This window comes from Streptomyces sp. LARHCF249 (assembly GCF_052871255.1).
Genome location: NZ_JBIXJQ010000004.1, coordinates 557111 through 582612, shown reverse-complemented (window position 1 = coordinate 582612; position 25502 = coordinate 557111). Strand labels below are relative to the sequence as shown.

The following is a 25502-nucleotide window of genomic DNA, read 5'->3' as shown; positions in this document are numbered from 1 at the left end:
CGCGACCAACGAACGTGTTTGTCGGCAACTTGCTGGTTGGCCTTGCCCGTGGCCTCGACGACCTGGCGGATCAGCTCTTCCTCGTCGGGGAAGGGCTGTTCGAGGTCGGGGCGGTACTGGACGTACGTGCGGGGTGTGGTCATTGGTGGCCTCCGCGCAAGGGTAAGGGCGTCAGATGCTGCCGAGCCAGCGGATGGCGGACAGGCTGGGCATGAAGAAGTACTCGCCGCCGAGCAGGGTGTTGAAGGACTGGATGTTCTGCACCCTGCGGGGCGGAGTGCCGGGCACGGTGAAGTAGGCGCCCTTGCCCTCGGCCGTCAGGCGTTCGTTGCCCCAGCGCCGCCGGCCGTCTCCTTGATCTGGCCGGGATCCTGGCCCCCAAGCTGCGGCGTGCGCAGCGGCCCGGCAGGGAGACACCGAACGGCCTCCTTTCCGTACCGGATCACCGCCTCCGGCATCACCGCCCCTGAGGCGCACCTCGTCGACCGCGTCGGGGCGCAGCGAGGTGGTGCGCCCGGTCGGGGGGCAGTGCGGCTGTGGCGCGGTGTGTCTGCGCGGCCCGTGCGGCCGGGGTCCCTTCAATGGGCAGCCTCCTACGGAAACGGGCACCGTATGACCTCCGCCCTGCACCAGCCACCGGCGCACGCAGCGGCCCTCCACACGCGCCGGGCAGTCCTCAGGGGCGGGTTCGTCCTGGCCGCCGGAGCGGCACTGCCCCTCGCCACGGCCGGGCGCGCCTACTCCGCCGCCGGCCCGAACGTCATCGGCTGCGCCACCTGGGGCGCGCGGGCCGCGTCCGAGCCCGTCGTCATCCTGGCCAACCGCCCGGAACGGATCATCGTCCACCACACCGCGACGGCGAACGTGACGGACTACTCGCGGCGGCGCGCTTTCGCCCTGGCCCGCGCGATCCAGACGTACCACATGGACGCGCACGGCTGGATCGACACCGGGCAGCACTTCACCGTGAGCCGTGGGGCGTTCGTGATGGAGGGCCGCCACAACAGCCTCGCGCAGTTGCGCGCCGGCACCCGCCAGGTACGCGCGGCGCACTGCGTCGGGCAGAACACGGTGGCGATCGGAATCGAGAACGAAGGCACGTACACGTCGCAGGCCCCGCCGGCGGCGCAGTACGCGACGCTGGCCGACCTGTGCGCCCACATCTGCGGCCAGTACGGTCTGCCCGCGTCGGAGATCTACGGCCACCGCGACTTCAACGCCACCTCCTGCCCCGGCGACCGCCTCTACGCCCTGCTGCCGACCCTCCGCCGGGACGTCGCCACCCGCCTCGGCGCGCCCCAGGCAGACCAGGAGACGGAGCCGGAGCCGGATCGGGAGCAAGAGGCGGACCAAGTGCCGGACCCGCTGTGGGACCTGGTCCGCCAGGCCACCGCCCAGCCGGCCGCGGGCCTGTCCCAGCACGGCCCGGAATACCTCCCGGCGAGCCGCCTGTCCTGACAGCCTGTTCTCGCTCACGCGTCAGGAGCACAGGCCGAGCCGCTGACAACGACCCGACGCCCTACCGGCCGCTGAACGCACAGGGCGCACGGCCCGCAGCGTCCGCAGCGTCCGCAGCGTCCGCAGCGAGAAGAACAGCCGCCGGGCCGGCCGCCCTCGGCCCACGCGGCCTGACCAGGAACCGGGCCGACGTGCCCGGCACACCGCTAACCGACCCGCTGCATCGCCTTCCGGTGCCGTTCCGCCATCGCGGCCCCGGACTCGCGGCGGGCCATCCTGCGCAAGACGGACGGTGCGAGGAGCAGCCCGGCGACCGCCCAGGCGCCCAGCACGCCCGCCGTCTCCAGGTGTCGCCACGAGGCGCCGATCTCGGCGGCGACCGCGCCGGCCGGCAACAACGCGGCCCGCAGGCCGAGGCCGAGCCAGTACACGGGGAAGATCTGCCCGACGGTCTGCAGCCACTCGGGCAGCTTGGACAGCGGGAAGTAGATCCCGGAGATCACGACGAGCCCCATGACCGGAAGCATCAGCAACCCGACCGTGCGCGGACTGTCGACGAGGGAGCCGATGACGGCGCCCATCGGCAGGGTCGCCAGGAGACCCAGCGGCACCACCCACACCAGCGTCAGCAACGCTCCGCCGCCCTGCCGGGCGACGCCTTCGACCAGGAACACGCCTGCGGCGAGGGCGAGCACCATGGAGACCAGAGCCGTCCCCGACACCATGATGATCTTACCGACCAGGTGGCCGACCATGCCGTGAGGCACGGCCTTGGCCCGCAGCAGCGTGCCGTCCTCGCGCTCGGTCGCGAGCAGCTGAGCCGTGGTCATCACCCCGGTGAACGCGAGCGTCATGCCCAGCATGCTGGGCAACATGAACGCGCCGGCCGAGATGCCCGCGCCCTTCAGCGGATCGTCCCTGACCAGGAACAGCGGCACGACGAGCAGGATCGTCCACAGCACGTACCCGAACACGTCCTGGCCGGTGGTGAAGGTCTGCCGGAGTTCCGTCCAACCGCGCCGGACCCCTACTCCCGCCGCGTACCACACCGGACTCATCGCGATCCCTCCGCCGAAACGTGTGCCGCCTGCTCGCCGGGGACGCTCCCCGCCTCCTGCTCCCGCACCATGGTCAGGTAGGTGTCCTCCAGGCTCGCCCGGCGCACCTCCAGCCCGCCGATCGCCTCGCCGTGCTCCTCGAACAGCCGGCGGACGAACCGGGTGGGCTCGGCCGTCGCCTCCTCGAAGGGCCGCCCGTCCCGCGTCCAGCGCACGGTGGCCTCGGCCGACGCCTGCCGGGACAGCTCCTCGGCCGCGCCGTCGGCCACGATCCGGCCGCCGGCCAGGATGAGGATCCGGTCGGCGAGCTTCTCCGCCTCGGCGAGGTCGTGCGTGGTCATCAGAACGGTGGTGCTCTCGTCCGCGAGCCCACGTACCAGGCCGTGGAACTCGTTCCTGGCCTCCGGGTCCAGACCGGCCGTCGGCTCGTCCAGGAACAGCAGCTCGGGTCTTCCCACAATGCCGATGGCCACGTCGAAACGTCTGCGCTGCCCCCCGGACAGGGTCCCGACCCGTTTGTCTGCCTGCTCGGTCAGCCCCACGGCCGCGATGAGCTCGTCGACATTCCATGGCCGCCGTACGAGGGTGGTGGAGTAGGGCGCGTAGTACGAACCAAGATGGGCCAGCAGTTCTCGCACCCGCCACTTGCCGTGGTCCCGCCAGGACTGCAGGACGATGCCCAGGCGCGCACGCCACCGCTCGTCCCCGCGGGCCGGATCGGTGCCGAGGACGGTCACATCACCGGCCGAGCGCATCCGGAAGCCTTCCAAGACCTCGATCGTGGTCGTCTTACCCGCGCCGTTCGGGCCGAGCAGCACGACGACTTCGCCTCGCCGGGCCGTGAAGCCCACGCCCTTCAGCACGTCGTGGCTGCGGTAGCGCATCCGCAGGTCCCGTACGTCGACGACCGTGTCGCTCTCCGGCGGTGGGCTGCCGCTCCCGGCCCCGGATGGTGCGTGATCGGACGTCATCGGTGTTCCCCCGTGCATCTGGCGTTCGTCCTGTGGAATCGGGGGCCGGAGGCCACTCCGTCGGTCGCCTGGCGGCAACCGCTCAAGCCCTCCCCGGACGAACACATTACCGAACGGTTCACATGCTGATGTGGGGACGATCTCCTGGGACGGAGGGGCATCGAGGCGAAACAGCCGATCACCCACATGAGATCAAGGGCAGGTTCGCGCCAACAAACCTCGCACTTCCGGGCTCGCTTCGGTTGGGCACGTTGTGTTAACTACGCAAACAAGTCCGTCGGGTTGACGTGTTTCTTGACCAACCGTTGACTGACGCTTGGTCCGCACAAGAGGTGCCGAATTTGCTGGAGGGAGGGATGGTGCGAGGTACGACAGCTGGGACTTCGCTCGCGATCCTTGCCGCCGTTCTCCTCGCCGCCTGTTCCCGGCGCACGCAGCGGCGTTCGCACACGCGCACGGGGCCCCTCGTGCAACGGCCGGAGTCCAGTCCGGAATTGAGTCATCCAGGTAGGCGTCACGCGCCGTCACCGGTCACGGCGACCGCTGCCTCGGCGGGCCGGCACGCCCTGAGCACACCCGCCACGCCCACGGCAGCGAGGACCAGGCGCTGGAGCTCGGCCGGCTGTCGGCGTACACGTCGAAGTGTCCAGGCAGGTACACACGAACATGCTCACCGCGTCGCACGCCATGCAATCCAGGGGCTGCCTTCTTGGCCGACGAAGCGAGGCCCGCCGTCCTACGGCTGCGGCGGTATGGCCGGCGCGGGAAGGCCGAGGACGCGGGCGAGGGCGGCTGTGACGGGAGCGCCGTGGCCAGGCAGGTGCTTAGAGGCCCAGTCGGCTGCCAGCGCGAGGAAGTCGGCCAGGTCGCGCTCGGCACCGGCGAGCAGGCTGCGGAGCTCGGTGATGGACAGCTCGACCACTGGACTGTCGCTCTGGTCGGCGTTGACGGTGAGCCGGACGGTGTCGCCGAAGCGCTCCGCAACCGGTGACAAGGGGTCGTGGCCGAATCCGAGCAGGCTGCCCCCGTCGACGAACTGGTGCCAGTCGCGCCAGTCCTCCAGTCCATCGCAGCAGCCAGGCAGGAAGGTGACGCCTGTGGAGTTGTCGGTGACCCGCAGACCGCCGGCCGCGAAGAGGTCGTCGAAGGTCAGCAGTCCGTGAAGGAACGAATCAAGTGCGTCGGCCGGACGAGGCGGGCGGTCGCCGTCCGGGGCGACGTCATTGCAGCTGGCGATGCGCATCACCGCTGTCCCGACCTCAGCGGGTGAGAGTTCGCCGCTGAGAGGCAGGAAGCCGAACGACTCGATCTCCGCGACAGGCCAGAGGTCGAAGCCGTCAGGTGTGTATATCTCCAGGACTGGCTGCATCACGATCACCCGGCAAAGTGTTCCGCATCCCCCGCCCGTATCGCCTCCCGATTACACCGAGCACCCTCACTCGACCCACGGAACTGAGCACCTTCGGTTGTACCGTCCTGAGCAGATACGTGTGTACGCCGACACCGGCTCCAACGCCTCCACCTCCCATTGCACCGGGCGCGCTATCGCGAGGAAAGAGGTGTCGTTCTCCGAAGGGGGCTTGCCCACGGCGTCTGACCTGCGCAGACGGAAGATCACCGAATTCGGGGGTTGCCACCTCCGGCAGTACCTCCGGTCCCCCGCCTAGGACCTGGCTGGCAAATGATCTCGGGCGGGTTCGCGGAGCCGGAGGATGAGTGAGGCGAAGTGGACTCCGGCCTTGAGCTTCCCGACTCCCCGATGGGCGCCGACGCGGGACTGGGATCAGGCGCGGGCCTGGAGTCCTAGCCCGGCCTTGGGACTGGTACGGCCGCTGGTGCTGAGAATGATCACGGCTGCCTAGCATGGTGATCGTTCCCGGGCTGGGGTTCGACGAAAGATCGTCGATCATGGCCGCCAGGGCCAGGCTCCGGTGTGGTGCCGCAGGCAGCTCGCCGGGCCGCGGCGGCCTATGGTCGTCCACCCCACCCCATGGGATCATTTTGTCCTAGAGACTACCCGAAGGGGGCGTAATGTCCCGCATCGAAGAAGCCATCGACATCTCCCGTCGCCCCGACGAAGTCTTCTCGTACCTGACGGATCCGAAGCACATCGCTGAGTGGGAGGAGAGCGCCATAGCGGTACGCACCCTGAGTGAAGGGCCGCTCGGTGTCGGCTCTCGGTTCCAGGTGCAGCGGCGGATCGGGCGTCTGAAGGTCCCCATGACCATGGAGGTCAGGGAGTTCAACCCGCCGCGCAGCTGGCACTTCCACGGCGTCGACGGCCCAGTCCGCAGTGACCTCCAGGGCACGATCGAGCCGCTCGACGACGGCGAGCGGTCCCGGCTGACGCTGTCCCTCGATCTCGAGCCGCACGGCATCGGCAAGGTCCTCGTTCCGCTCGTGGTCAAGCCACTGGTCCGCAAGGAGATTCCGCGGGACGAGGCGCACCTCAAGGAACTGCTTGAGGCGGGCGCGTCCTAGCTGGGGAACACGATCCGCCCCATCGTTCTGGCGAGTTCATGGAGGCGAGCTATCAACGGTTGCGCAACAGCCTTCCCAGACCATATGAGCATCGCGGGCGCTGGCTCTGGATGCGGCGATGTCAACCGCAGCGCGATGGGCGTCCTCCAGTTCCCGAATCAGCGACTGCACTGTATCGGCAACGTCCGTGTCTCCTAGGGGGTGCCTGACAAATGATCTCCGGTCGTCGGCTGCCTCTGCTTGACTGATCGCCCGTGATTTGGCTGCCTGGTGCAGCCCTTCGAAGGGAAGCACCGTGGGCGTCGAGATAGAACTGCATGCCGACCGGCCCGTCCTGGACTGGGATCGGTCCAGGGGGACATTGATCCGTGGATCGTACGAGCATGGCGACAAGCTGGCCGACGTGTTGCTCGGCATGGACGAGACCCATGAAGGCGACCTTGCGCGTGTGGATCCTTACGGCGACACGTTGTTCAACGAGCAGCAGGCGTAAGCTGCGCTGCGGGAGGTGCCTGACCTGTTGAAGCGGTGTTCGGGGCCATCACAGACAGCGGCCGTCCTTGACCTCGAGAGACTGCTGCAGTCCTGCTCACAGACCCCAGGCAGCTACCTATGGTTTGTCGGCGACTGATCATCCCGTGTTTCGCGACTTCGTCGCGCAGGTCGCGCTCTTCCGCGAGCGGGTCGTCCTCGTGGCGCCGCTTGATCTAAGGGTTGTCCCGTAACTGATCTTTGGCAGCACGAGAGTGGCTGGCCGGGATCGCATCCCAGGTTCCCTTGGGGGAAGCACTGGCCTCGGTTCACCCCTGCGACCGCACGGCACAGCAACGGGTAGCAGGTGCCTCCTCCCGACAACGTGCGGACCTACCGACCCGGGGAGAGGAGCAGGGCCCCTGCTAGTGTGCGCCGATGTCAATGATCAAACAGTTCCAAGTGACCTTCGACTGCGCGGAACCTGCGCGCCTCGCCGCCTTCTGGTGCGAGGTGCTGGGGTACGTCATGCCGACGGTCCCGGAGGGCTTTGCCACGTGGGGGGAGTACCACCGCTCGCTGCCGCCCGAGGACGAGGTCTACTTCGCGTGTACTGATCCCTCGGGTGTGGCCCCGCGGCTGCTCTTCCAGCGAGTTCCCGAAGGCAAGGTCGTCAAGAACCGGGTGCATCTCTGTGTGCGGGCCGGCGCCGGGCTCGTGGGTGACGAGCGCCTCGCCACACTCGAGGCCGAGTGCGCACGACTGGTCGCGCTCGGCGCGGCACATGTGCGAACGATGCGCGCCGACGGCGAGAACGAGTCCTGCATCGTGATGCAGGACCTTGAGGGCAACGAGTTCTGCCTCGACTGAGTCTCCTCCGAGACTCCGAGGTGGGGAGCCGTCTTCCCTGGATCTCTCAGGTCCGCATGCGGTGCGGGTGGCTTTGTTCACGGGTCGTTCTCATGAACAAAGCCACACCAGCGAAGCGACTCGTCGCGCGCTCGTAGCTGATGGCATATCGGTGGCACCCGATGGAGTGCAGCTTGACCTCTCCCGAAACAGGAACGGCTGTTCACCAGTTGCCAGAGGCGCCTGCTGGCCCTGTGGGGCGGCAACGCCTCCCGCGCTAACGCCGAGCTGGTACAGCAGGCAGCCCAAGACCCGGGCGCTGCCCCGCCGTCGCTCTCCACACTGCACCGGGCGATCCGACGGGACCTGACCCGCGGCGAGCGGGACAGGGCTCAAGAACGGCGAAGCCGCCCGGCGGTGGCACGTTCTCGACATCCTCGGACCGCCGAACTCTCTGCGACGAGGCCAGGCTGGACGAGGTTGGTGCCCAGGACGCCGCGGGTGCCTCATACCGAGAAGAACTTCGCGCCGGTCCACGGGTGGCCGAGCCCGCGGGGGTCAAGTGCTCGGCGACGTGCGGGCCGCGTCGGGACGCAGTTGGACCGCTCCTGAACTTGTTAAATGATCATGACTCCTCGTAGCCTTATCCGCCGGTACGGGAAGTTTGGCTCGCTGTGTCCCGCACCGGGCGTCTTCAGCGGGCAGCATCGGGAGAGAAATGAAGCACGCAGTACGCCGCATCGGCGCCGCCGTGGCCACGGCGGCGCTCGCCGGCGGGATGGTCGTCGCACTTCCGGGAATGGCAAGCGCCGCAGGCCCCGGATACCACTGCAAGAACTGGCAGACGTCCAGCCACAAGTGGACCGCCTCCTGCACCGTCACTTCTGGCCAAGCGCGCGCCACGACGGAGTGCGGCAACGGCAAGGTCATCTACGGCAAGTGGGTCGGCCGCGGGCAGTGGGCGTTCGGCGGCGAGTGCGGCCAGTACGCGCTCATGGCCTACTCGGTCGACTGGAAGAAGTAGCCCCACCCGGCACCGCGCCGGATTTTGCCGTCCGCAGCCCTGGCCCCGGAGCTTCTCCGGGGCCAGGGCTGCGGGTCGCCCGGCTTGCCCGGCTTGCCCGGGACGCTGACTCGCTCTGTGCTGTACCCCCGCGACCCCGCGCTGATCGCGAAGTGGATCAGCCACCGCGCGCAGCCGGCCGTCCTGGTCGTGGCGGCCCAGGACGAGCAGCCCGGGCGGGACAGGGTGCCGGTGACGGCGGCGGCCGGGTACCGATGCAGGAGGTGGCGACCGCACTCGGCACCAGCGAGGCAGCGGCACGGACGTACGTGACGGAATACCTCCGCCCCTGACCCCTTCCCGGGCGGGCAACCCTCCGGTGGGATCAAGGCAAGGCCCCGATGCCAAGACTCGCCGACCGCTCCCACTCCCCAACCTCCCTCAACAGCGGCCCAACCACTGACCGCGCACCAGCCGCGTAGGCCATCCACCGCAGCTCCTCGCAGCCGTAGACCGCCTCTTCCTTCGAATCGATCCACATGCACACGATGTTTCCGGCTACCAGCGTCACATCCCACCAGGACCAAGTCCGCTGACCCGGATCGAATGAGTACAGGACGTCCTGAACCGTCCACTCCTCATCGCCCCGATGCGCCGCATACCTCCGACCCGCCTCAGCCCAAGCATCGGCAGCCCAAGCGGGCACGTCGACCTCGGAGATCGTCTCGGCCTCGAAGTCGGCCTCCAAGCCCGCCTTGACACCGGCCCCGACCAACTGCCGCATCCGCCGTCCAAAACCCTCCGCCTCGTTCCACGCCTCCACCTCGATGAAGAACACCGACAACAACCCCTCCGGGAGTGTGTCGGGGCGGTTGGCGATCCTGGCGAGTTCAGCTGATGACGTCATCGGATCACTCTCCCAAAACCAGGGATCACCGCCTTCACGAGCCCAGGGAAGTTCTCCCCGCCGAACAGGTCCGCCGGAATGCCGTACAGGTCTGCTCACCGCACCGTCGCTGTCAAATACACGGCCACCCCTGCACGAGTCCCTGCGGGCTGCCGGGCAAAATGAAGCCGCCTTCCGGACCGGCATACGGCCCGGTCCGGAAGGCAGCCTCTTCTTTTGACGCCATATCAGGGCCGGTGGAGACCGGCCCCAGGCTCTCCTGGCTCAGTTATTGCCGGTGACCGAGGTCCCGGTCACCGGCCGCTCCGAGCCGGCAGTTGGCCGCAGTCGCCGCCGGCGCACTTGCCCAGCCAGTCGGCGAAGTCGGCGTCGTACTTGGTGCCGATGGTGTCGCGGAGCAGGCTGTGGGCCGCGTCGTACTCGCCTGCGCGGTAGTGGCCGAGCAGGGTGGCCACGTCCTCGGGGTGCGACTGGAGCATGTAACGGACGCCCAGGTAGCCCCACTGGTAGATACGGGTGGTGTCGGCGTTGTCGTAGGTGGTACCGAAGAGCTGGCTGAGCTTGTAGGTGTTCTTGCCCGCCTCCTCGATCGCCCTGTCGTAGGTGATGCCGCGGTACGAGTACGAGACGTACTCGGCGAAACCCTCGATCCACATCACGGTCGGGGTGGTCTGCCCGGCTGCGAAGTCGCCGTACATGTCGTAGCGGCCGTCGAGGTAGTGGGTGTACTCGTGGTTGAGGTTCCAGATCTGGAAGGCGCCGTCCTGGGCCGGCTGCTCGTAGGCGATGAAGCGCGGCTGGTTGCCCTCAGCGGCCGGGTCGCCCTCCAGGTACATGCCGCCGTTGTTGGTGTCGATGCCGAAGACGACACCGGCGTAGGTCTTGTAGTCGGTACTGGAGTTGAAGGCGACGATCTCGATGCTGGTGTTGTTGTCGTCCTTGACCGGACCGTTGTCCTTGACGATGTTGTGGAAGACCGGGTCCTGCTTGAGGACGTTGTCGCACGTGGCCGACAGTTCGGACGCGGTCAGCTCCTGTGCGAGGATCTTCGCGCTCGGACCGCATGCGTGCTTGACCGTCAGCACGGCGCGGCGCACGCGGTTTTGCAGGTCGCAGGTGTCGAACTCGGCGCAGTTCTCCTTGTCGTACTCGTCCGTCATCTCGGCAAGGCCGACCCAGAGCGGGGCGGTGCGTCCAGTGATCTTGCTGCGGCCGAGCAGCTCCTTGACCAACGGCTTGACGGTGTTCTTGAGGTCGGCGTGCCGCAGGAAGCGGCCGAGTTCGCGTCCGGCATTGCTGGCCAGGTAGGACTTGTCGGTGCCGAGCAGATCGTCGTGGGTGACGGCGAAGTCACGCAGCCCGGTGAGGACACTCGGGTCCGCCTTCACGGCTTCCACGAACTCCGGCAGCTGGTGGCCGCGGAAGAGCACGGTGTAGGTGTTGTTGACCGCCGCGAGCATCCCGTAGAACTGGTCGTACGACGAGTTGTAGTCCTTCTGCAGACGCTTGACCACACCGACGTAGCGGGCGTTCTCTCCGGAGCTGTCGATCAGGGTGACCGTCTCGCCCAGGGTTTCTCCGTTGGCCTCGGTGACGTCGAAGGCGTGGGACGATCCGAAGAAGGCGTCCAGGGCGCCCTCAACGGCACTCTTCAGCGTCGGGCCGTATTCACCGACGTTCTCCGGCTGGTTGTACTGGATGTAGTAGCCGGCGCGCAGGTACAGCACCACCTGGGTTGCGAAAGTGCTGTTGTCCCCCGGGTAGTTGGTCGCGACGTCCTTGAGTGCGTTCGCCACCGTGACCATCTGTTCCTCGCGGAAGAGGGCCTTGGAGTCCTCACCGGTCACGCTGAACAGCGTGTTGATGCAGGTGGTTTCCGACTTCTTGATCTGCTCGGCCAGGGCAGCGCCGGTCTTCGAGGTGAAGTCGCTGACCTTGCAGTCTGCCGCCGCCTTTGCCGCAGAGCGGTCCTGCTTGCGCTCTGAGGCGTTCTGGGCCGCGGGGAGCGGAGGGCGTTGCGCGGGGTTCGAGGCCTTCGCGGCAGATCGCGCGGGGTCGGCGGCGTGTCCGGGGGCGAGATCGGTGGCAAGCACGGTGGCAGAGGCGGGCTGTGGGGCGGGGGCCGACCTCGGTGCGGACTTGGGTGCCCCGGCGTCGGCCGGCGTCGCCGCGCCATTGGGGGCGAGCACGGTGAGCCCCAGGCCGGCGACGGCCACGGTGGGTATCAGCAGGTGGGTGAGTTTCCTGAGGGTGGGGGGTTTGCGCATGGCGATGGCCTCCAGGCCGGGGTCGGCAGCCGTGCGTGGGGCACGGCGGTGGGGGTGCGGACCGTGATGGCAACGGAAGTTGAGCACTCCCGGAGCTGGCATGGCCGCGGAAAGTGTGACCGTACAATTTCACAGTTCACATGGCAGTGAAAGAGGGTTGCAAGCATCAGGGAAAAGTGATGGGACGTCAGGCAGGGGTCTCCTCGGGGAACTTGAGCGCGCGGGTGACGCCGGCAGGCAATCCTGTTGGCACGACGGCGACATGGGTACGGGACCGGCTGGACGGGCCGTGCAGTGACGAGGGCTTCACCGGCTGGTGACCTCCGCCGGGGACGCCAATGTTCGCGCCTACTCGCGCCGCCCGGGCACAGCAGAAGATCTCCTCGTGGGCCGCCATCCTCTTCGCCCCGACCCTCGTCGGCTTCAGCCATCTCCGGGACGGCAGTGCCACCCGTGAGGCCCAGGACCACCACGACTCCGGGCCCACCGGCCCTGGAACGCGAAGTGGCGTGCCTCATCGGGCACGTTGGCGAAGCGCCCCACCGTTTGCGGTGGGGCGCTTCGACGGTCTCCGTTTCAGCCGGCTGACTGCCCGTCCGTTGCCGCGGTGACGGGTTCTGCCGGTGCCGACGGCAGGCCACGCAGCCGGCTCACCGGGGACAGGACAAGTGCGCCGAACTCCTCGGCGACGCGTACGACAGCCGGGAAGAGCTGGAGGCGTTCCTGGAACACCGCACCAGCCTGTGGAACCTGCTCACCTACGCCGACGCCCGCGACGACCGCACGCCAGTGGCAACCGACCCCCGTTGAGCTGGCCAATACAGCTGTCCCCCGGGCCGCATGAGCTAGCTGATGGGCACCGAGAACGAGGCACGCTTCCTGGACTGCTCGCGGACGCGGTCGTGGACGGTCGACGTACGCGTCAGCTGGCCCGAAGACCGACCGCCAGCGTCAGTTCAAGGACCCGGTGTGGCGATGCGAGATCCGGAAACAGCTCCCTCAGCTGCGACATCCGGTACCGGACCGTCTGGGGATGGACGAACAACGCCGCCGCCACCTCGTCCCGCCTGCCCTGGTGCAGCAGCCACGCTCGCAGCGTCTCCTCCAGCCGCCGTGCCGTCGCGACAGGCAACGTCCGCAACGGTGCGAGGGCTCGGGCACGCAGGTCTGCGAACGCGTCCACGTCGGCGCTCAGCACCAGCTCGGGCAGGTGGTCCTCGGTGTCGCGAATATCGGAGGAGAGGGAGCGCGCGCGTACGGCTCGTGCGTACGAGGCGGACGCACGAGTCCATGGCCGGGCCGGGCCGACCACGGCGGTGCGGTCGGTCAGCTGCCGCAAGAGATGCGATCGGTCGGCATCGGGGACGAGCAGCACACCGGTGGCGTCCGGCAGATCGTCGAGGACGAGGGTGCTCGGGTCGAGCGTGCGGTAGGCAGGCCGGGCCTGGGCGGCGGGCAGAAGGACCGCGGTCAACGAAACCGGAGGCTGCCACCCAGCCCGTTGAACAGAGGCCAGCAGCACCTCCGAGCTCGCGCCGGCGAGGAGGTCGCGGGCAAGGTGTTCCAGGTGGCGCTCGTGGGCCCTGCCCCGGGCGGCCAGTTCGTCGGCGTGGCCCGCGGCGCTCGCGGCAGAGAGCTCGTCGATGTAGGCGAAGGTCAGCTCGGCGAACTTGGCGACGTCGGCGGCGGGCAGACCTACGGGTACGGCACCCGCTGCCAGGCATCGCCAGGCCACGCGGGCGCCGACGCGGTAGGCGCTGAGTAGGGCGTCCATCGAACGGCCGTCGCGCACCTCGCCGCGGCCTAGCTCGTAGGCTGCGTCACCGGCGTCGCCGCCTGTGGCGTTCCCGCTCGCGAGGTCCAGGTAGTGCCCCAGGGCGGTACGGACGGCTCGGCGGATGGTGGCGCCCATGCGGCCCGAAAGGGCGTTGGCGTAGGGAGGGACCTCGTCGATGATCGCCTGGACGACCTCGTCGGCGGTGGTCTTCAGCGCGGCCCGAAGTGCGGTGACCGTCGTCTCATCCAGGGCCAGTTCGCTGGCCCTCCGGATTGCATGGCTCACGATTTTGTTCCCTGCGAACAATTCAGCCGATCAGATTTACGTCCTGCGGTCAAGACTTTACCCCTTGAGGCGCATCAAGCTGGAGCCATGACGAGTGCAGCCCTCCGCAGTAGGGCGTGGAAACTGCTGGAGATGGTCACGACGCCGCTGCTGCCGTCGGACTACCTCGACCTGGTCAGCCCGCTGCGTGCGGGCGCTGACCTGCGCGGGCGCATCGAGGCCGTGCACCCCGAGACGGGTGACGCCGCGACCATCGTGATCAGGCCGGGACGGGGCTGGCGCGGCCACACGGCCGGTCAGTACGTGCGGATCGGGGTCGACGTCGACGGGGTGCGCCTGTGGCGTGCCTACTCCATCACCTCGCCGACAAACCGCCAGGACGGCCGCGTCACGATCACCGTGAAGGCGATCCCGGATGGCAAGGTCAGCAACCACCTGGTCCGCAAGGCGAAACCGGGCACGCTGATCCAGCTCGACCAGCCGACCGGTGACTTCGTGATGCCGCAGGCCAAGCCCGCCAAAGTGCTCTACCTGACGGCCGGCAGCGGCATCACGCCCGTGATGGGCATGCTGCGCGACTTCGAGATCGACGACGTCGTCATGGTCCACTCCGCGCCACAGCCGCAAGACGTGATCTTCCGCAACGAGCTGCACGACCTGGTCGCGGACAAGAAGCTGCGTCTCACCGAGCTGCACACCGACACGGACGGAATGCTCGACATCGCCCGCCTCGCCGAACTCGTGCCCGACTGGGCCGAGCGCGAGACCTGGGCCTGCGGACCCGCGGGCCTGCTCGACGCTGCCGAAGAGCACTGGACCGGGCACGGCGTTCAAGAGCGCCTGCACACCGAACGCTTCCGACCCGGCATCGTCGTCGCCGGCGACGGCGGCGAGGTCACGTTCAGCGCCACCGGCAAGACCGTCGACGCGGACGGCGCCACGCCGTTGCTGGACATCGGCGAGGAGGCCGGCGTGCTCATGCCCTCCGGGTGCCGCATGGGCATCTGCTTCGGCTGCGTCACGCCGCTCAAGGCGGGCGCCGTCCGCGACCTGCGCACCGGCGAGATCACCGAGGCCGAGCCGGGCGTCCTCATCCAGACCTGCGTGTCCGCCGCGGCGGGCCCCTGCGACATCGAACGGTAGGAGCACCTTGACCGCCATCGACCCCACCGCCCACCTGAGCGCGGAGCAGATCGAGGAGCTGGGCCGCGAGCTGGACGCGATCCGCGACGAGGTGATCGCCGACCGCGGCGAGAAGGACGCCGCCTACATCCGTAAGGTCATCTCGGCGCAGCGCAAGCTCGAGCTGGTCAGCAGGGGCGTGCTGCTGTTCTCGATCTTCCCGCCCGCCTGGCTGCTCGGCACCGCCGGGCTGTCCGTGGCGAAGATCATGGACAACATGGAGATCGGCCACAACATCCTGCACGGCCAGTGGGACTGGATGCGGGACCCGAAGATCCACTCCACCACCTGGGAGTGGGATCACGTCTCCCCGTCCGAGCAGTGGAAGCACTCGCACAACGAGCTGCACCACACGTACACCAACGTGATCGGCAAGGACAACGACCTCGGCTACGGCATCATGCGCGTCGACGAGGACCAGAAGTGGCACCCCTTCCACCTCGGCCAGCCGCTGTGGAACTTCCTCAACGCCTGCTTCTTCGAGTACGGCATCGCGGCGTACGACCTGGAGCTCGGCAAGAACCTGCACAAGCGCCGCCGCAAGAACCCGGAGTTCCGCGCGCGGGCCAAGGCCGTGGGCCGCAAGATCCGCAAGCAGGTGCTCAAGGACTACGTGATCCACCCGCTGCTGTCGGGCCCGTCGTTCCTCCCCACGCTCGCCGCCACGTTCACCGCGAACCTGGTCCGCAACATCTGGACCCACTCTGTGATCATGTGCGGGCACTTCCCCGAGGGCGTACAGGTCTTCGAGCGCCGGTCGATCAAGGACGAAACGCGCGGCCAGTGGTACCTGCGCCAGATGATGGGCTCGGCGAACATCAGCGGCAGCAAGGCCATGCACTTCATGACCGGCAACCTGTCGCACCAGATCGAGCACCACCTGTTCCCGGACCTGCCGAGCAACCGGTACGCCGAGGTCGCGGTGAAGGTACGCGCGCTGTTCGAGAAGTACGAGCTGGAGTACGTCACCGGGCCGCTCCCCAAGCAGGTGTTCTCCGCGTGGCGCAAGGTCTTCCGGCTCTCACTGCCGAACAAGAAGCCCAAGGTCAAAACACCGGACCGCGAGCAGGAGCTCGTCGCCGCCTGATTCCCGGTATCGGTTCAGATCTCTCGGCCGTACCGGCGGCTCCGCCGGGTTCGGTGAGATCCGTTGCGAACGGTGGGCGACCGCGACGTCAGACCGTACGACACGGGATCTGGGGCGGCGTCTTCCGGCATCCGATGCGGTTCGAGCGGCTGCGGCTGGACGTCACGGTGCAGGACGTGCCGGGGTTCGGGGCGGGGCCGGTCGCGGACGCCGGGTGAGTGATGGCCGCGACCGGCGTACTCCGAGAGGGAACGTCACGGTCGTAGTTGTAGCGGGGCGGCGGGGGCATCGTCGTAGGCGTCGCCGCCACCCTGCGGCTTCCCACCCCGCATGATTCGCGGTACTCGACTGCTCGACCTGGTCAACACCATGGACCCCAAGCTCGTCGCCGCCGCCTTGGGCATGGACGCACAGGCCACACTGATCTATCTCGCCGACCACGTCGATGAGGTCCGTCTGCCGGACCGGTGACCTGTTCGCCTGCCTAACGAAGACGCAGGCCCCCCGGAAGTTCCTCTTCAATGATCTCGACCAGCCAGTCGAAGGCGGTCGGACCACGTCCAGCGCGGGCTTCTGCAAGCCTGGCGCCCATGCGGTCCTTGTTCGTCGGATGACAGCGGGCGAGCCACATCTCTAGCTGACGAGCAGTCTCGTGGTATCCGAGGTTCTGGCGGGAGGCTTCGTGATCACGCCACTCGATCACGAAGTCGCCGTCGTCCGGTGTCCCGAAGCCGCCGCGGAGGCAGTCAGCGAAGGCATCGAGGTTCCGGCCGAAGTATCCGCCGCAGCCGATGCTCTCGCCTGCTGCTTCCCTGCTGCTTCCCGGCTGCTTCCCGGCTGCTTCCCGGCTGCTTCCCGGCGGAGCGTTCCGCGAGCCCTCCTACGGGAACTGCTTCTCCTCGCGGCCGATGTCGTCGATCGGGCCGAGGATCGTCCAGCCGGGCCCGAGGGGGCGGGTGGAGCGGAAGCCGTGGGCGTCCGCGTACTCCTCGGCCTCCTCCGCGGTGTCCTCGGGGGCGCGCATGATCGTGTAGCGCGGGGGGTCCTCGTGGTAGAAGCGGTAGAACGTGCGGCCCTCGTCCTTGGACTGGTAGAGGATCACGCTGACGCCCCAGAGGGCGTCGTACACCTTCTGATCGCGCGGGGGCGTCGTCGTGCACGTGTCGGAGGGGCGGCCGGGCTCGCGGACGCAGGTCCGGTACCGGCTCCAGTCGATGCGTTCGGCGCGGGGGTGTTCCGCGATCAGCTCCCGCATCCGGGCGTCGGCCCGGGCGAAGGCGTCCTCGCGGCGGTCGTACTCCTGCTGCAGCCGGTTGAAGCGCTGCTCGTCGAAGCCGCTGCCGAAGTGGGCCGCCAGGCCCGCGAGGACGGCGACCCGCCAGGCCAGGTACCCGGCCGTCACGACGAGCAGCGTGACGACCAGGACCCGGCCCGGCGAGCGCCTGTGGGGCATCATGTCGGCGAAGTCAGAACGTGCCGCTGATGGGGATCTCGATGTCCGCCTGCGCGATCGGCGGGGGGTACTTCCCGTCGAACCGGTCATAGTGCTGAAGCGTAAACCAGTCGATGAAGCCGTACTCCGTGATCTCGTCGTCCGGGTCGAGACCGAAGTGGTCGTAGGAGTGGAAGACGAGCTTGCCGGAGAAGGAGTTGCCCTCGACCTTGTAGTCCTTCAGCGCGATCGTGTGGCCGTGGAACTGGTGGATCGCGATGGAGAGGGCGCGCTGGTTGGCGTCCCAGAGCGAGAAGTCGTAGACCGGGTACTTCACGTCCTGGCGGAGGAACTCCTGGAAGAGGAAGTTCTCGGAGAGGTCCTCCTGGACCTTGAGCTGATCGGTGCGGCCCTTGTTGTCGATGAGGGACTGCTTGATGATCTGGCCGGCCTTGTCGGTGTACGTCTTCTCCTGCGGTGAGGCGCCGACGGCGCGGGAGAGGGCCGTGCCGGAGCCGCGGTAGAGGTAGCGGCCGGGGTCGAAGTTGTCGTCGACGGTGACCGTGCCCGCGCTCTGGCCCCCGCGGCCGTAGCGGAAGGCGTTGCGGAGGTCGTCGACGGACTGGGCGTAATCGGCGTCGGCGCCGAGCTTGCCGAAGTTCATGATGTCGTTGAACTCGGCCCACATCAAGGCCTCGGGCGTGATGCGGGCGGCCCAGAACTCCCAGCCGAGGTCGGTGAGTTCGTCGAAGTTGTAGTCGTTGAAGGTGAGGTCGTCGGCGACGCGCGGGCCGGCCGGGACGGGCGGGTGCTGGGGGTCGGGGGCCTTGCGGCGGCCCTCGCGGAAGGACGACTGGTGGATCAGCATGTCGGTCGGGGGCGGGTCACCCGGGTCTCCGCCGTCGCCGGGGCCGTCGGAGAGGATTCGCTTGCCAGGGGCCTCGGGGCCTGCCTCGTCGAAGGCGTGGCTGTCGAGGACGACGTACTTGGCGGAGCCGTCGGCCGTGGCGGTGGCCGTGATCGTGCTGCCGCTGCGCTGCTGGCCCGACTGCTTGACGAGGTGGCGGGCCTTCTCGTCGTAGCGGTAGAGGGCCGGTGCGGTGCCCTCCGTACGGTCGGGGTCGAGGCGGAAGGTGAGCCTTGCGGCGCCGTCCGCGGGCGCGGAGACCTGGAAGCCGTTGCCGAGGTAGCCCGGAGTGGACTCCGGGAACTCCCGCTGCTCGGCAGGGAGCCTGGTGACCTGGAAGCCGCCGACCTGCTCGGCGCGCAGGCCCTTGAGCGTGGCCTCGGCGACGGTGCCGCCGCCGTCCGCGCGGCGGGTCACGTCGAAGGAGGAGTTCTTAGCGCGGGGGGAGGCGTTGAGCCTCGTCTCCTCGCCGTCCTGGACGCCGTCGCCGTCGGTATCGGCCTTGGTGGGCTCCGTGCGGAGCTCCAGCTCGCGGGCGTCCGCGAGGCCGTCCTGGTCGGTGTCGGCGCGGGTGGGCGTGGTGCGGAGCTCGAGCTCGCGGGCGGCCGTGAGGCCGTCCTTGTCGGGGTCCTCGGCGCCGTCCCTGGTGCCGTCGCCGTCGGTGTCGGCCTTGAGCGGGGAGCTGAAGCGGTAGCCGAGCTCGGCGAAGTCGGAGAGGCCGTCGCCGTCGGTGTCCTCGGACTTGGGGTCGAGCTTGGCGCGCACCTCCAGGTCGTCGGGGAGGCGGTCGCCGTCGGTGTCCTCCGTCGGCGAGATGCCGTGCTTGGCGAAGGACGCCCAGGTCGGGGTATCGGCCTTGGCGCCGGGCTCGGCGCGGTACCAGACGGTCTCGGTCCTGCCCGGCTGGAGGGTGTTCGTGGGGCCGACGCCCTGGAGCGTCGTGCGCGCGTCCTGGGGGGCGGCGAGCTTCGCGGCGGAGGTGTCCGTGATGCGGTCAGAGAGCTCGAAGGTCAGCGACCATGTGGAGACGGGGTGATCTGAGACGTTCTCGAGCTGGAGCCGGGCGACGTACGAGCCCTCCGTCGCTCTGCCGCGGAGGGCGGCCGGGACCTGGCTCCACGCCGCGTCGCCGGGGGCGACCTGGCGGTAGGAGACGTCGACCGTGTTGTCGCGGTAGAGCGTCGCCCCGTCGGTGGCCGCACCGTCGCCGGGGGTTGCCGCGGCGACGGGCTCGGCCGTGCCGAGGAGAAGGAGTAAGGCCGCGCCGAGGGGCACGGCGGCGCTTCTGTTCATGGGGCCTCCCATGTCTGAAGCCATGCCTGAAGACATGCCTGTTGTCGCGAAGCTGCCGTTGTGTCACGGCAGTTCGGAATCAAACGGGGAAGCTAGCAGACGTGGGGGATGGTTCCCAAGGTGTGGTGGAGGCGAAATTGAAACGTTTGGGAGATTGGTAAGTCCTGTTCCGCTTGCCGGCGACGACAGAGCCTCCCGCACCCGCCGGCGATGCACCCGGTACTTCCGCGCCGGCGCCCGCTCCGACAACCCCGCCTGCCACGAATCACGACGGATCCGTAAGAACGACTCGTCCTTCGACAGATCCACGGCCCCACGCCCCTCCCGACCGCACTCCGCGACCGTCTCACCGCAGGAGACCAGGTGGGGCCAGCCCAAGCCGGAACTACCCAGTACGACCTGGAGGATGGCGCCCGTCAGCTGGTCACCTTGACGACTGTGGGTGCCTGGACGCTGCTCATTGAGCGCAACGGCTACCTCGGGGTCACCGAAGATCGAGTCCTGCCGGCCTCCCCGGGGGGGGGGAGCTGGGTCTCTCATTTCGCCAACATCAACGGCGTCGGCACGTTCCTCTGGGCGGAGGACCGGGTCCTGGGGCTTTGCTTCGACCCCATGTTTCCGGAGGACCGGTGGGCAGCGCTCCCGACGAACTCCTGGACGTCATGGAGCGGATCGTCTTCCATCTCGAGGAGGAAGCTCCGGAAACCGTCCGCACTCCCACGTCCGGACCCGTGGATGCGGCGTGGACGGTGGCGGGGTGACGAACATCAGTGACGACCACGTGGTCGCCAGCGGGGACATCATCAAGGTGGAGCTCGATGGCGACGGTGTTTTCTGGGCCGGTGAGACGGTCCAGCCGTCTCAGAACTGCACGATCCGGCTGATCGTGCTGAAGGACGAAGGCTCAGCCGCCGCCCGGCAAAGCGCGCTGGAGGTCTTCCACCGCCTCGGCACGACCGGCGAGGGGATCGAGCGGTACCGCATGGTCGCACTGGATGTCCCGCCGGACGCGGATCTGCCGCGGATCCGAAAGCTCCTGGAACACGGCGAGGGCCAGGGATGGTGGCACTGGGAGGAAGGTTGTGTCACTGCCGCCTGGAACGCCACCGGCTCAGGCTGAGGTCCGCGAGGCCAGCACGGACCTCGGTCCACTCGTTGTCGGACGGGTACGCAGCGAGGCCGGCGTGACGTATCGGATCAGCGGCAGATGTGAGCGGGCCAGGGGTCGGCGGGTGTGCCCTGGCGTGGTGACGGGTGGGGCGCAGCAGGAGGTCGGCGCTCGAACTGCCGCGCGGCTCTATTTGGCGAGTTGGCGGATGAGGTCGTAGGCGTCGAGGTGGCTCATGGCGTGGGCGTCGAGCGTGCGGGCGTTGTCGAGATAGGTGGCGTTTCGGGGCGACGCGCCGTTCACCCAAACGGGCATGCACGTCAGGTTCGGTTCAGTCCCCCACCCGGCCGGTGTCGTACGCCCACATCGCGATCTCGACCCTGTTTCGGGCGCCGATTTTGGTCAGCAGGCTTGCGACGTGGGTCTTGGCGGTCGTCAAGCCGATGAATAGCTCGGCGGCGATCTCGGCGTTCGTGCGGCCACGGGCGACCAGCGTCAGCACCTCCTCCTCGCGTTCGGTGAGCGGCTCGATCGGTTGGGTCCGTCGGCTCGACGGTTCCCTGGCGGTGAGGGTGGCTAGCAGCCGCCGGGTGATGTTCGGCGCGATCAGGGCATCGCCGACGGCGGCGGCATGGACGGCTTGGACGAGCAGTTCCGGCCCGGCGTCCTTGAGCAGAAAGCCTCGGGCGCCGGCCCGGAGCGCGCCCTGGACGTACTCGTCGAGGTCGAATGTCGTGATCACCACTACCGCGATCGGGTCCGGGACGCCCCGCCCTGCGAGGAGCTCGGTCACCTCGATGCCGTCGAGCCCGGGCATCTGGATGTCGACCAGGCACACGTCGGGGCGGAGCCGATGCGCCAGCTCGACGGCGGCGTGGCCGTCGGCGGCCTGGCCGACGACCTCGATGTCGGGCTGCGCGTCAAGGATCATAGAGAGGCCGGTGCGCACCAGATCTTGGTCGTCGGCCACCAGAACGCGCACCGTCATCGGCGTACCTTCGTCGGCAGTTCGGCGTCGACCGTCCACCCGCCCTCGGGCGCAGGCCCGGCACGCAGCGTGCCGCCGAGCAGCTGCACGCGCTCGGTCATCCCCAGCAGCCCGAAGCCGTGGTTCACCGACCGTGCCGGGTCGATCTGTCCGTCGTCGGTCACGCGTAGTCGCAGCCTTCCCGCGCCTTCTACGACCCGGATCTCCACACGCGAGGCGTTGCGGGCGTGCCGCAGGGCGTTGGTCAGCGCCTCTTGCGCCAGCCGGTAGACCGCCGCGTCGACCTGGAGCGGAAGTTCGTCCAGGTCATCTGGCAACTCCACGTCGACGACCGGGACCGGGTCGCGGCGGGCGAGGGACACCAGGTCGGCAACGCCGGGCTGGGGGGCGTACTCCGCCGGCGCTCCGTCGCGCAGCACCCGGACCATCGCCCGCATCTCCGCGAGCGTCCGCGACGCTTCCCCTTCGATGACCGCCAGCGTCTCGAGCGCCGCTTCAGGTCGCTGCCCGGCCATCGCCCGGCCCGCCTGCGCCTGCACAGCGATCGCCGAGACGTGGTGGGCGACCATGTCGTGCAGCTCGCGCGCGAGGCCGACCCGCTCCTGGCTGCGGATCTGGTCCAACGCCCGGCGCCAACTCTCGGCGCGGTAGCGGAACGCCGCTCCGCCCGCCGCCGCCGCCACCAGGACGGCGAGCCCGCCGAAGAGCTCGGCCGGCCCGGTGTAGTCGGTCGCAATGCTGAATACCGCAGCGACCGCCACCACCGCCAGCCCGATCACGATCTCGCGCCCTGAGCCCCAGCGGACCAGCGCGTAGACGAGCACCAGGATGTAGATCATCGTGTTCAGGCCCACGCCCGGGATCCCGCCCAGCAGGCTCGCCAGTCCCAACGCCATGCCGGTGCCGAAGCCCACCACGACGCAGACCAGCGGGTGGGTACGCCGCCACAGCAGCACCGGCGCAAGGCCGACCGCCACGATCGTCGCTAACGGCCGCCAGGCGACGTCGTCCCGGAGGACTCCCTCGAGCAGCGCCGTCACCATCAACACCCCGACCAGCACCCAGTCGCGCGACACCCGTTCGGGAGCGTCCGTGGCGCGGGGCTCGGCCCACAGCGAGCGCAGGGCGTTGGTAGTCACACACCTAGCCTACGGACCGCCGAGGCGTCGGGGACCGACCGAAAGAACGAGACGCCGCTCCTCCCAACGGCCGAGGCGGGTCCGGCCTCGACGCCGATGTGCCCGCCGCCGGGCTCATCGATCGTGGACCTACCGATCCTCACCACAACAACGGAGCCCATGATGAGGACACGTCAACCCATCACCACACTGGAAGACCAGCGGATCCCGGTGAGAGCCAAGCTCGCCGCAGCGTGGACAAGCTTCATGTTCCTGTACGTCTACGTGGACATCCTCGCCTTCTTCAAGCCCGGCGTCATCGATGACATCCTGGTCGGCGTCGTCTGGGAGTTCGACATCAGCCAGACGTTGTTGACCGCCTTCCTCGCGCTCATGGCGATCCCGATCCTCATGGTCGTGCTGTCGATGACGCTGCCCGCCCGAGCGAACCGCATCACGAACCTCATCGTCGCCTCGGTACAGATCCCCTTCGCGGCATTCAACGCGGTGGGCGAGTCCTGGACGTACTTCTACGGCCTTGGCGTCGCACTGGAAGTGATCGTTCTCGCCCTCATCCTGCGGTACGCCTGGACCTGGCCCCGCACCGCACCGTCGGCGACCATGGCGACCACCCCGGACCGTGAAACCGTTCGCGCCCAGCAGCAAGCGTGAACCCAAGAACAGTCCCCGTCCTGTTCGGAGCCATCTGCCTCGGTGCCGCGGTGTGGGCCTCCTGGCGGCGGGACACCAACTACCAATGGGACGTCGCGTAGGGGCCTTCCAAGGCCCCTACGGGCAGGTCGGGTCATCGGATGCGCACACAGGCCCACCGCATCGTCGACACCGACCCCAAGCGCGGCAACGTCGTCGTCCGCGTCACTGGCACCCGCCACGGGGTCGGGACGGGGGTGGTGCTGCTCGGGATCGGGCTGATCATCGGGGCGTCCGGGCTGACCCAGCGGGCCTGGGCGCAGCTCGTGATCGGCGCGGCCCTGATGGCCGTGTCCCAGATCGTGAAGCCCAAGGACACCGACACCGGTTCCAGCATCAAGAACAGCGGCTGACTCGACCCTCCGCCGCCACCGGGAGCACGACGAGCACCAGGCCTCACCGCCGAGAACATCTCTCCGGCACCAGCTTGCTCCCGCTCATGCGCCAGCCCTTCCCCGCGGCTCGACCCCGGCCGCCGTCACTGCGCCCTCTAGGTGGAAACAGGGGTTGCCGCGTACGTCCTCGCATCTGCCAGTGCTCTCAGCCGCTCATCTCCGTGTCCTCCGCAGGGGGCTCGAAGTCGTCGTCGTCTTCGCCGTCGCGGGCATCGACATCGGGGGCCGTCATCGCGTCATCACGCCTCTCGGGATGGTTGCCACTCAACGCCGCCTCGTTCGAGCACACCATGCACCCCAACCAACCCCTCCAAGACCACGTACTCCCGCATTCACTCGACCGTGGGCGAACGCGCTGCTCGCCACCTGCACGAGCACACGCGGGCACACGAGACCGGCCTCAGCCGCACGACGAAAGCGGATACATGTCGGGCGCAGGGTAGATGTCAGTGCTGCGCAGAGGGCTCGTGGTGGCGGTGGCTTCGTCGTACGCGGCGAGGGTGCGGTAGAGGGTGGAGCGGCCGCTGCCGAGGTGCGCGGCGATGACGGACTCCTTCGCGTCGCGGCGCCGCAGGGCGACGGAGAGCATGTCGCCGTCAACGGCCGGCGGGCGGCCGCCGTGCTTGCCGTTCGCCGCGGCGCTGCCCAGGCCGACCAGGGTCCGTTCGTTGATGAACTCCCGCTCGACCTCCGCCATCGCGGCGAAGACGACCAAGAGCACCTTGCCAGCGCCCTGCGGTTCGCAGGTGCCCGCGAGGTGCCCGGTGCGGATCTCCAGGCGGTGGCCGCGCTCGGCGAGGTCCTGCGCGCTGCTGATCAGCTCGAGGACGATCTTCCCTGTGGCATGCAGGGGTAACCGTTCCGGTGCGGGCGGCGAATGCCGCTCGGCCTTCGCCGGCTCCTCCCGTGTGCGAGCAGATGGACCAGAGGCTGTACAGGGCGTCCCGGGCACGCTGTACGGGGCGGGATCCCGGCTCGACCGACCACCGAACGCTGTTCCACTCCACGAGCATGGCTCCCGCCATGCGCGCCTCACGCGGAGAGCGGATCTCGTAACGCCGCAGCCGACCCTCGGACGCGACCGTGTACATGGCGCTGAGGTCCTCTCGTACGAGTTCGCGGAAGTGCAACAGCTCGAAGCTCTCGAGTGCCATGAGCGCCTGGAACCGCTCCTCGCCGTTCGTCTCCTGCCGGGCTGAGAGCTGTTCGGCGTGGCAGAGCGCCGCATGCATCCAAGCGGCACGCGATTGCGCGGGGGGTCCCTCGAAGGCCATCGCCGCCTTGAGATCTGCCATGACCGGCGCGTCTTCCTCGGGAAGGCTGTCACGGTTCAGGGCCGTGAGCACCCCGTCCACCCGGGCGTCGAGCTCCTCACGCGTGGCCCCTGCCAGGGCGGGGAGCCGTTTGAGGTTCGCGCGCATCTGCCGTACGTGCTCCGGGTCCTGCCTGATCTCCAGCGCGGCCTCGGTCTGGGCCCAATTGAAATCGGCCGGAAGTTCGTCCCGCCAGTCCGCGGCAACGGCGTCGAACACCGCCTGCTGTTCGTCCCGCCATACGGCGCGGGTGCCGAAGTACGCCTCTGCCAGCGCAACCTTCAGGGGCTCGACGGGGAGGAAGGGCAGCGGTAGTTCGGCGAAGAAGGCCAGGAGGAGAAGATCGGATGGGGACATGCGCGGATGGAGCCCGTCACAGGCGGCCAGGCACAAGACCTGCTGCTCGGTCCCCGGCGGGTAGACCCGGCGGGACCCGCGGCG

Annotated in this window: 29 protein-coding genes and 1 pseudogene; 14 read left to right on the top strand and 16 right to left on the bottom strand. The window is 68.6% G+C overall.

Annotation, left to right across the window (positions count from 1 at the left end; all coding sequences use genetic code 11):
- Positions 1-171: 171 nt before the first annotated feature.
- Positions 172-417 carry a hypothetical protein gene (locus tag ACIPUC_RS14410; RefSeq protein ID WP_446589560.1) on the bottom strand — a complete coding sequence of 82 codons (246 nt, stop codon included), beginning with the start codon at positions 415-417 and terminating at the stop codon, positions 172-174.
- Between the two features lie 195 nt (positions 418-612).
- Between ACIPUC_RS14410 and ACIPUC_RS14405 the strand changes: the two genes are divergently transcribed.
- Positions 613-1458: a peptidoglycan recognition protein family protein gene (locus ACIPUC_RS14405; protein WP_446589559.1), complete on the top strand. Its 846-nt coding sequence runs from the start codon at positions 613-615 to the stop codon at positions 1456-1458.
- A 206-nt stretch (positions 1459-1664) separates the two neighbouring features.
- On the opposite strand, the gene ACIPUC_RS14400 is transcribed toward ACIPUC_RS14405, so the two are convergent.
- The 3 genes from ACIPUC_RS14400 to ACIPUC_RS14390 all read right to left on the bottom strand — a co-directional run bounded on the left by ACIPUC_RS14400 (position 1665) and on the right by ACIPUC_RS14390 (position 4856).
- A complete protein-coding gene (locus tag ACIPUC_RS14400) occupies positions 1665-2516 on the bottom strand; it encodes an ABC transporter permease (protein WP_446589558.1) in 852 nt (283 codons plus the stop codon).
- Positions 2513-3487, bottom strand: coding sequence for an ABC transporter ATP-binding protein (locus ACIPUC_RS14395; RefSeq protein WP_446589557.1), 975 nt, complete (start codon positions 3485-3487; stop codon positions 2513-2515). Before ACIPUC_RS14395 ends, ACIPUC_RS14400 begins: the two co-directional genes overlap by 4 nt.
- A gap of 736 nt (positions 3488-4223) precedes the next feature.
- Entirely contained in the window at positions 4224-4856 is a 633-nt protein-coding gene (locus tag ACIPUC_RS14390) for a hypothetical protein (protein WP_446589724.1), read from the bottom strand.
- Between the two features lie 662 nt (positions 4857-5518).
- Here ACIPUC_RS14390 and ACIPUC_RS14385 point away from each other — a divergent pair.
- The 4 genes from ACIPUC_RS14385 to ACIPUC_RS14370 all read left to right on the top strand — a co-directional run bounded on the left by ACIPUC_RS14385 (position 5519) and on the right by ACIPUC_RS14370 (position 8312).
- Positions 5519-5968 (top strand): SRPBCC family protein, encoded by a 450-nt coding sequence (locus tag ACIPUC_RS14385; protein ID WP_446589556.1) that lies wholly within the window; start codon positions 5519-5521, stop codon positions 5966-5968.
- Positions 5969-6263: 295 nt separating this feature from the next.
- Positions 6264-6461 (top strand): hypothetical protein, encoded by a 198-nt coding sequence (locus tag ACIPUC_RS14380; protein ID WP_446589554.1) that lies wholly within the window; start codon positions 6264-6266, stop codon positions 6459-6461.
- A gap of 416 nt (positions 6462-6877) precedes the next feature.
- A complete protein-coding gene (locus tag ACIPUC_RS14375) occupies positions 6878-7309 on the top strand; it encodes a VOC family protein (protein WP_446589552.1) in 432 nt (143 codons plus the stop codon).
- A 697-nt stretch (positions 7310-8006) separates the two neighbouring features.
- A complete protein-coding gene (locus ACIPUC_RS14370; protein WP_328622911.1) occupies positions 8007-8312 on the top strand; it encodes a hypothetical protein in 306 nt (101 codons plus the stop codon).
- 364 nt (positions 8313-8676) lie between these two features.
- Here the strand turns inward: ACIPUC_RS14370 and ACIPUC_RS14365 are convergent, their stop codons facing one another.
- From ACIPUC_RS14365 to ACIPUC_RS14350, 4 genes are all read right to left on the bottom strand, one after another.
- Positions 8677-9198 carry a hypothetical protein gene (locus ACIPUC_RS14365; RefSeq protein ID WP_446589551.1) on the bottom strand — a complete coding sequence of 174 codons (522 nt, stop codon included), beginning with the start codon at positions 9196-9198 and terminating at the stop codon, positions 8677-8679.
- 293 nt (positions 9199-9491) lie between these two features.
- Entirely contained in the window at positions 9492-11465 is a 1974-nt protein-coding gene (locus ACIPUC_RS14360) for a collagenase (protein WP_446589550.1), read from the bottom strand.
- 576 nt (positions 11466-12041) lie between these two features.
- Entirely contained in the window at positions 12042-12197 is a 156-nt protein-coding gene (locus ACIPUC_RS14355; protein ID WP_446589548.1) for a hypothetical protein, read from the bottom strand.
- Between the two features lie 190 nt (positions 12198-12387).
- Positions 12388-13527, bottom strand: a complete 1140-nt coding sequence (locus tag ACIPUC_RS14350) for a PucR family transcriptional regulator (RefSeq protein WP_446589547.1) — start codon at positions 13525-13527, stop codon at positions 12388-12390.
- 87 nt (positions 13528-13614) lie between these two features.
- Between ACIPUC_RS14350 and ACIPUC_RS14345 the strand changes: the two genes are divergently transcribed.
- From ACIPUC_RS14345 to ACIPUC_RS14335, 3 genes are all read left to right on the top strand, one after another.
- A complete protein-coding gene (locus tag ACIPUC_RS14345) occupies positions 13615-14670 on the top strand; it encodes a ferredoxin reductase (RefSeq protein ID WP_446589545.1) in 1056 nt (351 codons plus the stop codon).
- Positions 14671-14677: 7 nt separating this feature from the next.
- Positions 14678-15796, top strand: a complete 1119-nt coding sequence (locus tag ACIPUC_RS14340; protein WP_446589543.1) for a fatty acid desaturase family protein — start codon at positions 14678-14680, stop codon at positions 15794-15796.
- A 330-nt stretch (positions 15797-16126) separates the two neighbouring features.
- The gene (locus ACIPUC_RS14335) at positions 16127-16267 is read left to right on the top strand and encodes a hypothetical protein (RefSeq protein ID WP_446589542.1); all 141 of its coding nucleotides are present in this window, start codon (positions 16127-16129) and stop codon (positions 16265-16267) included.
- 13 nt (positions 16268-16280) lie between these two features.
- On the opposite strand, the gene ACIPUC_RS14330 is transcribed toward ACIPUC_RS14335, so the two are convergent.
- The 3 genes from ACIPUC_RS14330 to ACIPUC_RS14320 form a co-directional block, all read right to left on the bottom strand.
- On the bottom strand, positions 16281-16589 hold the full coding sequence (locus tag ACIPUC_RS14330) for a barstar family protein (protein ID WP_446589723.1): 309 nt from the start codon (positions 16587-16589) through the stop codon (positions 16281-16283).
- An 87-nt stretch (positions 16590-16676) separates the two neighbouring features.
- Complete coding sequence (locus tag ACIPUC_RS14325) at positions 16677-17252, bottom strand: hypothetical protein (protein WP_446589540.1); 576 nt, start codon at positions 17250-17252, stop codon at positions 16677-16679.
- A 10-nt stretch (positions 17253-17262) separates the two neighbouring features.
- Complete coding sequence (locus ACIPUC_RS14320) at positions 17263-19428, bottom strand: DUF3289 family protein (protein WP_446589538.1); 2166 nt, start codon at positions 19426-19428, stop codon at positions 17263-17265.
- A gap of 363 nt (positions 19429-19791) precedes the next feature.
- Between ACIPUC_RS14320 and ACIPUC_RS14315 the strand changes: the two are divergent.
- From ACIPUC_RS14315 to ACIPUC_RS14305, 3 genes and pseudogenes are all read left to right on the top strand, one after another.
- Positions 19792-20004 (top strand): annotated as a pseudogene (locus tag ACIPUC_RS14315) (DUF6461 domain-containing protein); the annotation flags it as partial.
- 53 nt (positions 20005-20057) lie between these two features.
- A complete protein-coding gene (locus ACIPUC_RS14310; RefSeq protein ID WP_446589733.1) occupies positions 20058-20189 on the top strand; it encodes a hypothetical protein in 132 nt (43 codons plus the stop codon).
- Positions 20171-20548 (top strand): DUF4265 domain-containing protein, encoded by a 378-nt coding sequence (locus ACIPUC_RS14305; RefSeq protein ID WP_446589536.1) that lies wholly within the window; start codon positions 20171-20173, stop codon positions 20546-20548. Before ACIPUC_RS14310 ends, ACIPUC_RS14305 begins: the two co-directional genes overlap by 19 nt.
- Before the next feature lie 177 nt (positions 20549-20725).
- Here the strand turns inward: ACIPUC_RS14305 and ACIPUC_RS14300 are convergent, their stop codons facing one another.
- The 3 genes from ACIPUC_RS14300 to ACIPUC_RS14290 are packed head-to-tail and all read right to left on the bottom strand — an operon-like array spanning position 20726 to position 22663.
- Positions 20726-20851, bottom strand: a complete 126-nt coding sequence (locus ACIPUC_RS14300) for a hypothetical protein (RefSeq protein ID WP_446589535.1) — start codon at positions 20849-20851, stop codon at positions 20726-20728.
- A gap of 16 nt (positions 20852-20867) precedes the next feature.
- Complete coding sequence (locus ACIPUC_RS14295; protein ID WP_446589534.1) at positions 20868-21524, bottom strand: response regulator; 657 nt, start codon at positions 21522-21524, stop codon at positions 20868-20870.
- Entirely contained in the window at positions 21521-22663 is a 1143-nt protein-coding gene (locus ACIPUC_RS14290) for a sensor histidine kinase (RefSeq protein ID WP_446589533.1), read from the bottom strand. The genes ACIPUC_RS14295 and ACIPUC_RS14290 overlap by 4 nt, the downstream gene beginning before the upstream one ends.
- Before the next feature lie 159 nt (positions 22664-22822).
- On the opposite strand from ACIPUC_RS14290, the gene ACIPUC_RS14285 reads away from it, so the two are divergent.
- Positions 22823-23314, top strand: a complete 492-nt coding sequence (locus ACIPUC_RS14285; protein ID WP_446589532.1) for a DUF6326 family protein — start codon at positions 22823-22825, stop codon at positions 23312-23314.
- A 140-nt stretch (positions 23315-23454) separates the two neighbouring features.
- Positions 23455-23706 carry a hypothetical protein gene (locus ACIPUC_RS14280; RefSeq protein ID WP_446589530.1) on the top strand — a complete coding sequence of 84 codons (252 nt, stop codon included), beginning with the start codon at positions 23455-23457 and terminating at the stop codon, positions 23704-23706.
- A 187-nt stretch (positions 23707-23893) separates the two neighbouring features.
- On the opposite strand, the gene ACIPUC_RS14275 is transcribed toward ACIPUC_RS14280, so the two are convergent.
- Both ACIPUC_RS14275 and ACIPUC_RS14270 read right to left on the bottom strand, forming a co-directional pair.
- Entirely contained in the window at positions 23894-24016 is a 123-nt protein-coding gene (locus ACIPUC_RS14275) for a hypothetical protein (protein ID WP_446589529.1), read from the bottom strand.
- A gap of 132 nt (positions 24017-24148) precedes the next feature.
- Entirely contained in the window at positions 24149-24700 is a 552-nt protein-coding gene (locus ACIPUC_RS14270) for a recombinase family protein (protein ID WP_446589527.1), read from the bottom strand.
- A gap of 259 nt (positions 24701-24959) precedes the next feature.
- Between ACIPUC_RS14270 and ACIPUC_RS14265 the strand changes: the two genes are divergently transcribed.
- Positions 24960-25376: a hypothetical protein gene (locus ACIPUC_RS14265; RefSeq protein ID WP_446589526.1), complete on the top strand. Its 417-nt coding sequence runs from the start codon at positions 24960-24962 to the stop codon at positions 25374-25376.
- Positions 25377-25502 lie beyond the last annotated feature (126 nt).

Excerpts from the sequence above, each read along its gene's own strand:
- ACIPUC_RS14370 (WP_328622911.1), top strand. The coding sequence starts at position 8,007 with ATGAAGCACGCAGTACGCCGCATCGGCGCCGCCGTGGCCACGGCGGCG.
- ACIPUC_RS14295 (WP_446589534.1), bottom strand. The coding sequence starts at position 21,524 with ATGACGGTGCGCGTTCTGGTGGCCGACGACCAAGATCTGGTGCGCACC.
- ACIPUC_RS14335 (WP_446589542.1), top strand. The coding sequence starts at position 16,127 with ATGATTCGCGGTACTCGACTGCTCGACCTGGTCAACACCATGGACCCC.
- ACIPUC_RS14360 (WP_446589550.1), bottom strand. The coding sequence starts at position 11,465 with ATGCGCAAACCCCCCACCCTCAGGAAACTCACCCACCTGCTGATACCC.
- ACIPUC_RS14320 (WP_446589538.1), bottom strand. The coding sequence starts at position 19,428 with ATGAACAGAAGCGCCGCCGTGCCCCTCGGCGCGGCCTTACTCCTTCTC.
- ACIPUC_RS14390 (WP_446589724.1), bottom strand. The coding sequence starts at position 4,856 with ATGCAGCCAGTCCTGGAGATATACACACCTGACGGCTTCGACCTCTGG.
- ACIPUC_RS14300 (WP_446589535.1), bottom strand. The coding sequence starts at position 20,851 with ATGCCCGTTTGGGTGAACGGCGCGTCGCCCCGAAACGCCACCTATCTC.
- ACIPUC_RS14365 (WP_446589551.1), bottom strand. The coding sequence starts at position 9,198 with ATGACGTCATCAGCTGAACTCGCCAGGATCGCCAACCGCCCCGACACA.
- ACIPUC_RS14375 (WP_446589552.1), top strand. The coding sequence starts at position 6,878 with ATGTCAATGATCAAACAGTTCCAAGTGACCTTCGACTGCGCGGAACCT.
- ACIPUC_RS14395 (WP_446589557.1), bottom strand. The coding sequence starts at position 3,487 with ATGACGTCCGATCACGCACCATCCGGGGCCGGGAGCGGCAGCCCACCG.
- ACIPUC_RS14385 (WP_446589556.1), top strand. The coding sequence starts at position 5,519 with ATGTCCCGCATCGAAGAAGCCATCGACATCTCCCGTCGCCCCGACGAA.
- ACIPUC_RS14280 (WP_446589530.1), top strand. The coding sequence starts at position 23,455 with ATGCGCACACAGGCCCACCGCATCGTCGACACCGACCCCAAGCGCGGC.
- ACIPUC_RS14285 (WP_446589532.1), top strand. The coding sequence starts at position 22,823 with ATGATGAGGACACGTCAACCCATCACCACACTGGAAGACCAGCGGATC.
- ACIPUC_RS14345 (WP_446589545.1), top strand. The coding sequence starts at position 13,615 with ATGACGAGTGCAGCCCTCCGCAGTAGGGCGTGGAAACTGCTGGAGATG.
- ACIPUC_RS14405 (WP_446589559.1), top strand. The coding sequence starts at position 613 with ATGACCTCCGCCCTGCACCAGCCACCGGCGCACGCAGCGGCCCTCCAC.
- ACIPUC_RS14400 (WP_446589558.1), bottom strand. The coding sequence starts at position 2,516 with ATGAGTCCGGTGTGGTACGCGGCGGGAGTAGGGGTCCGGCGCGGTTGG.
- ACIPUC_RS14325 (WP_446589540.1), bottom strand. The coding sequence starts at position 17,252 with ATGATGCCCCACAGGCGCTCGCCGGGCCGGGTCCTGGTCGTCACGCTG.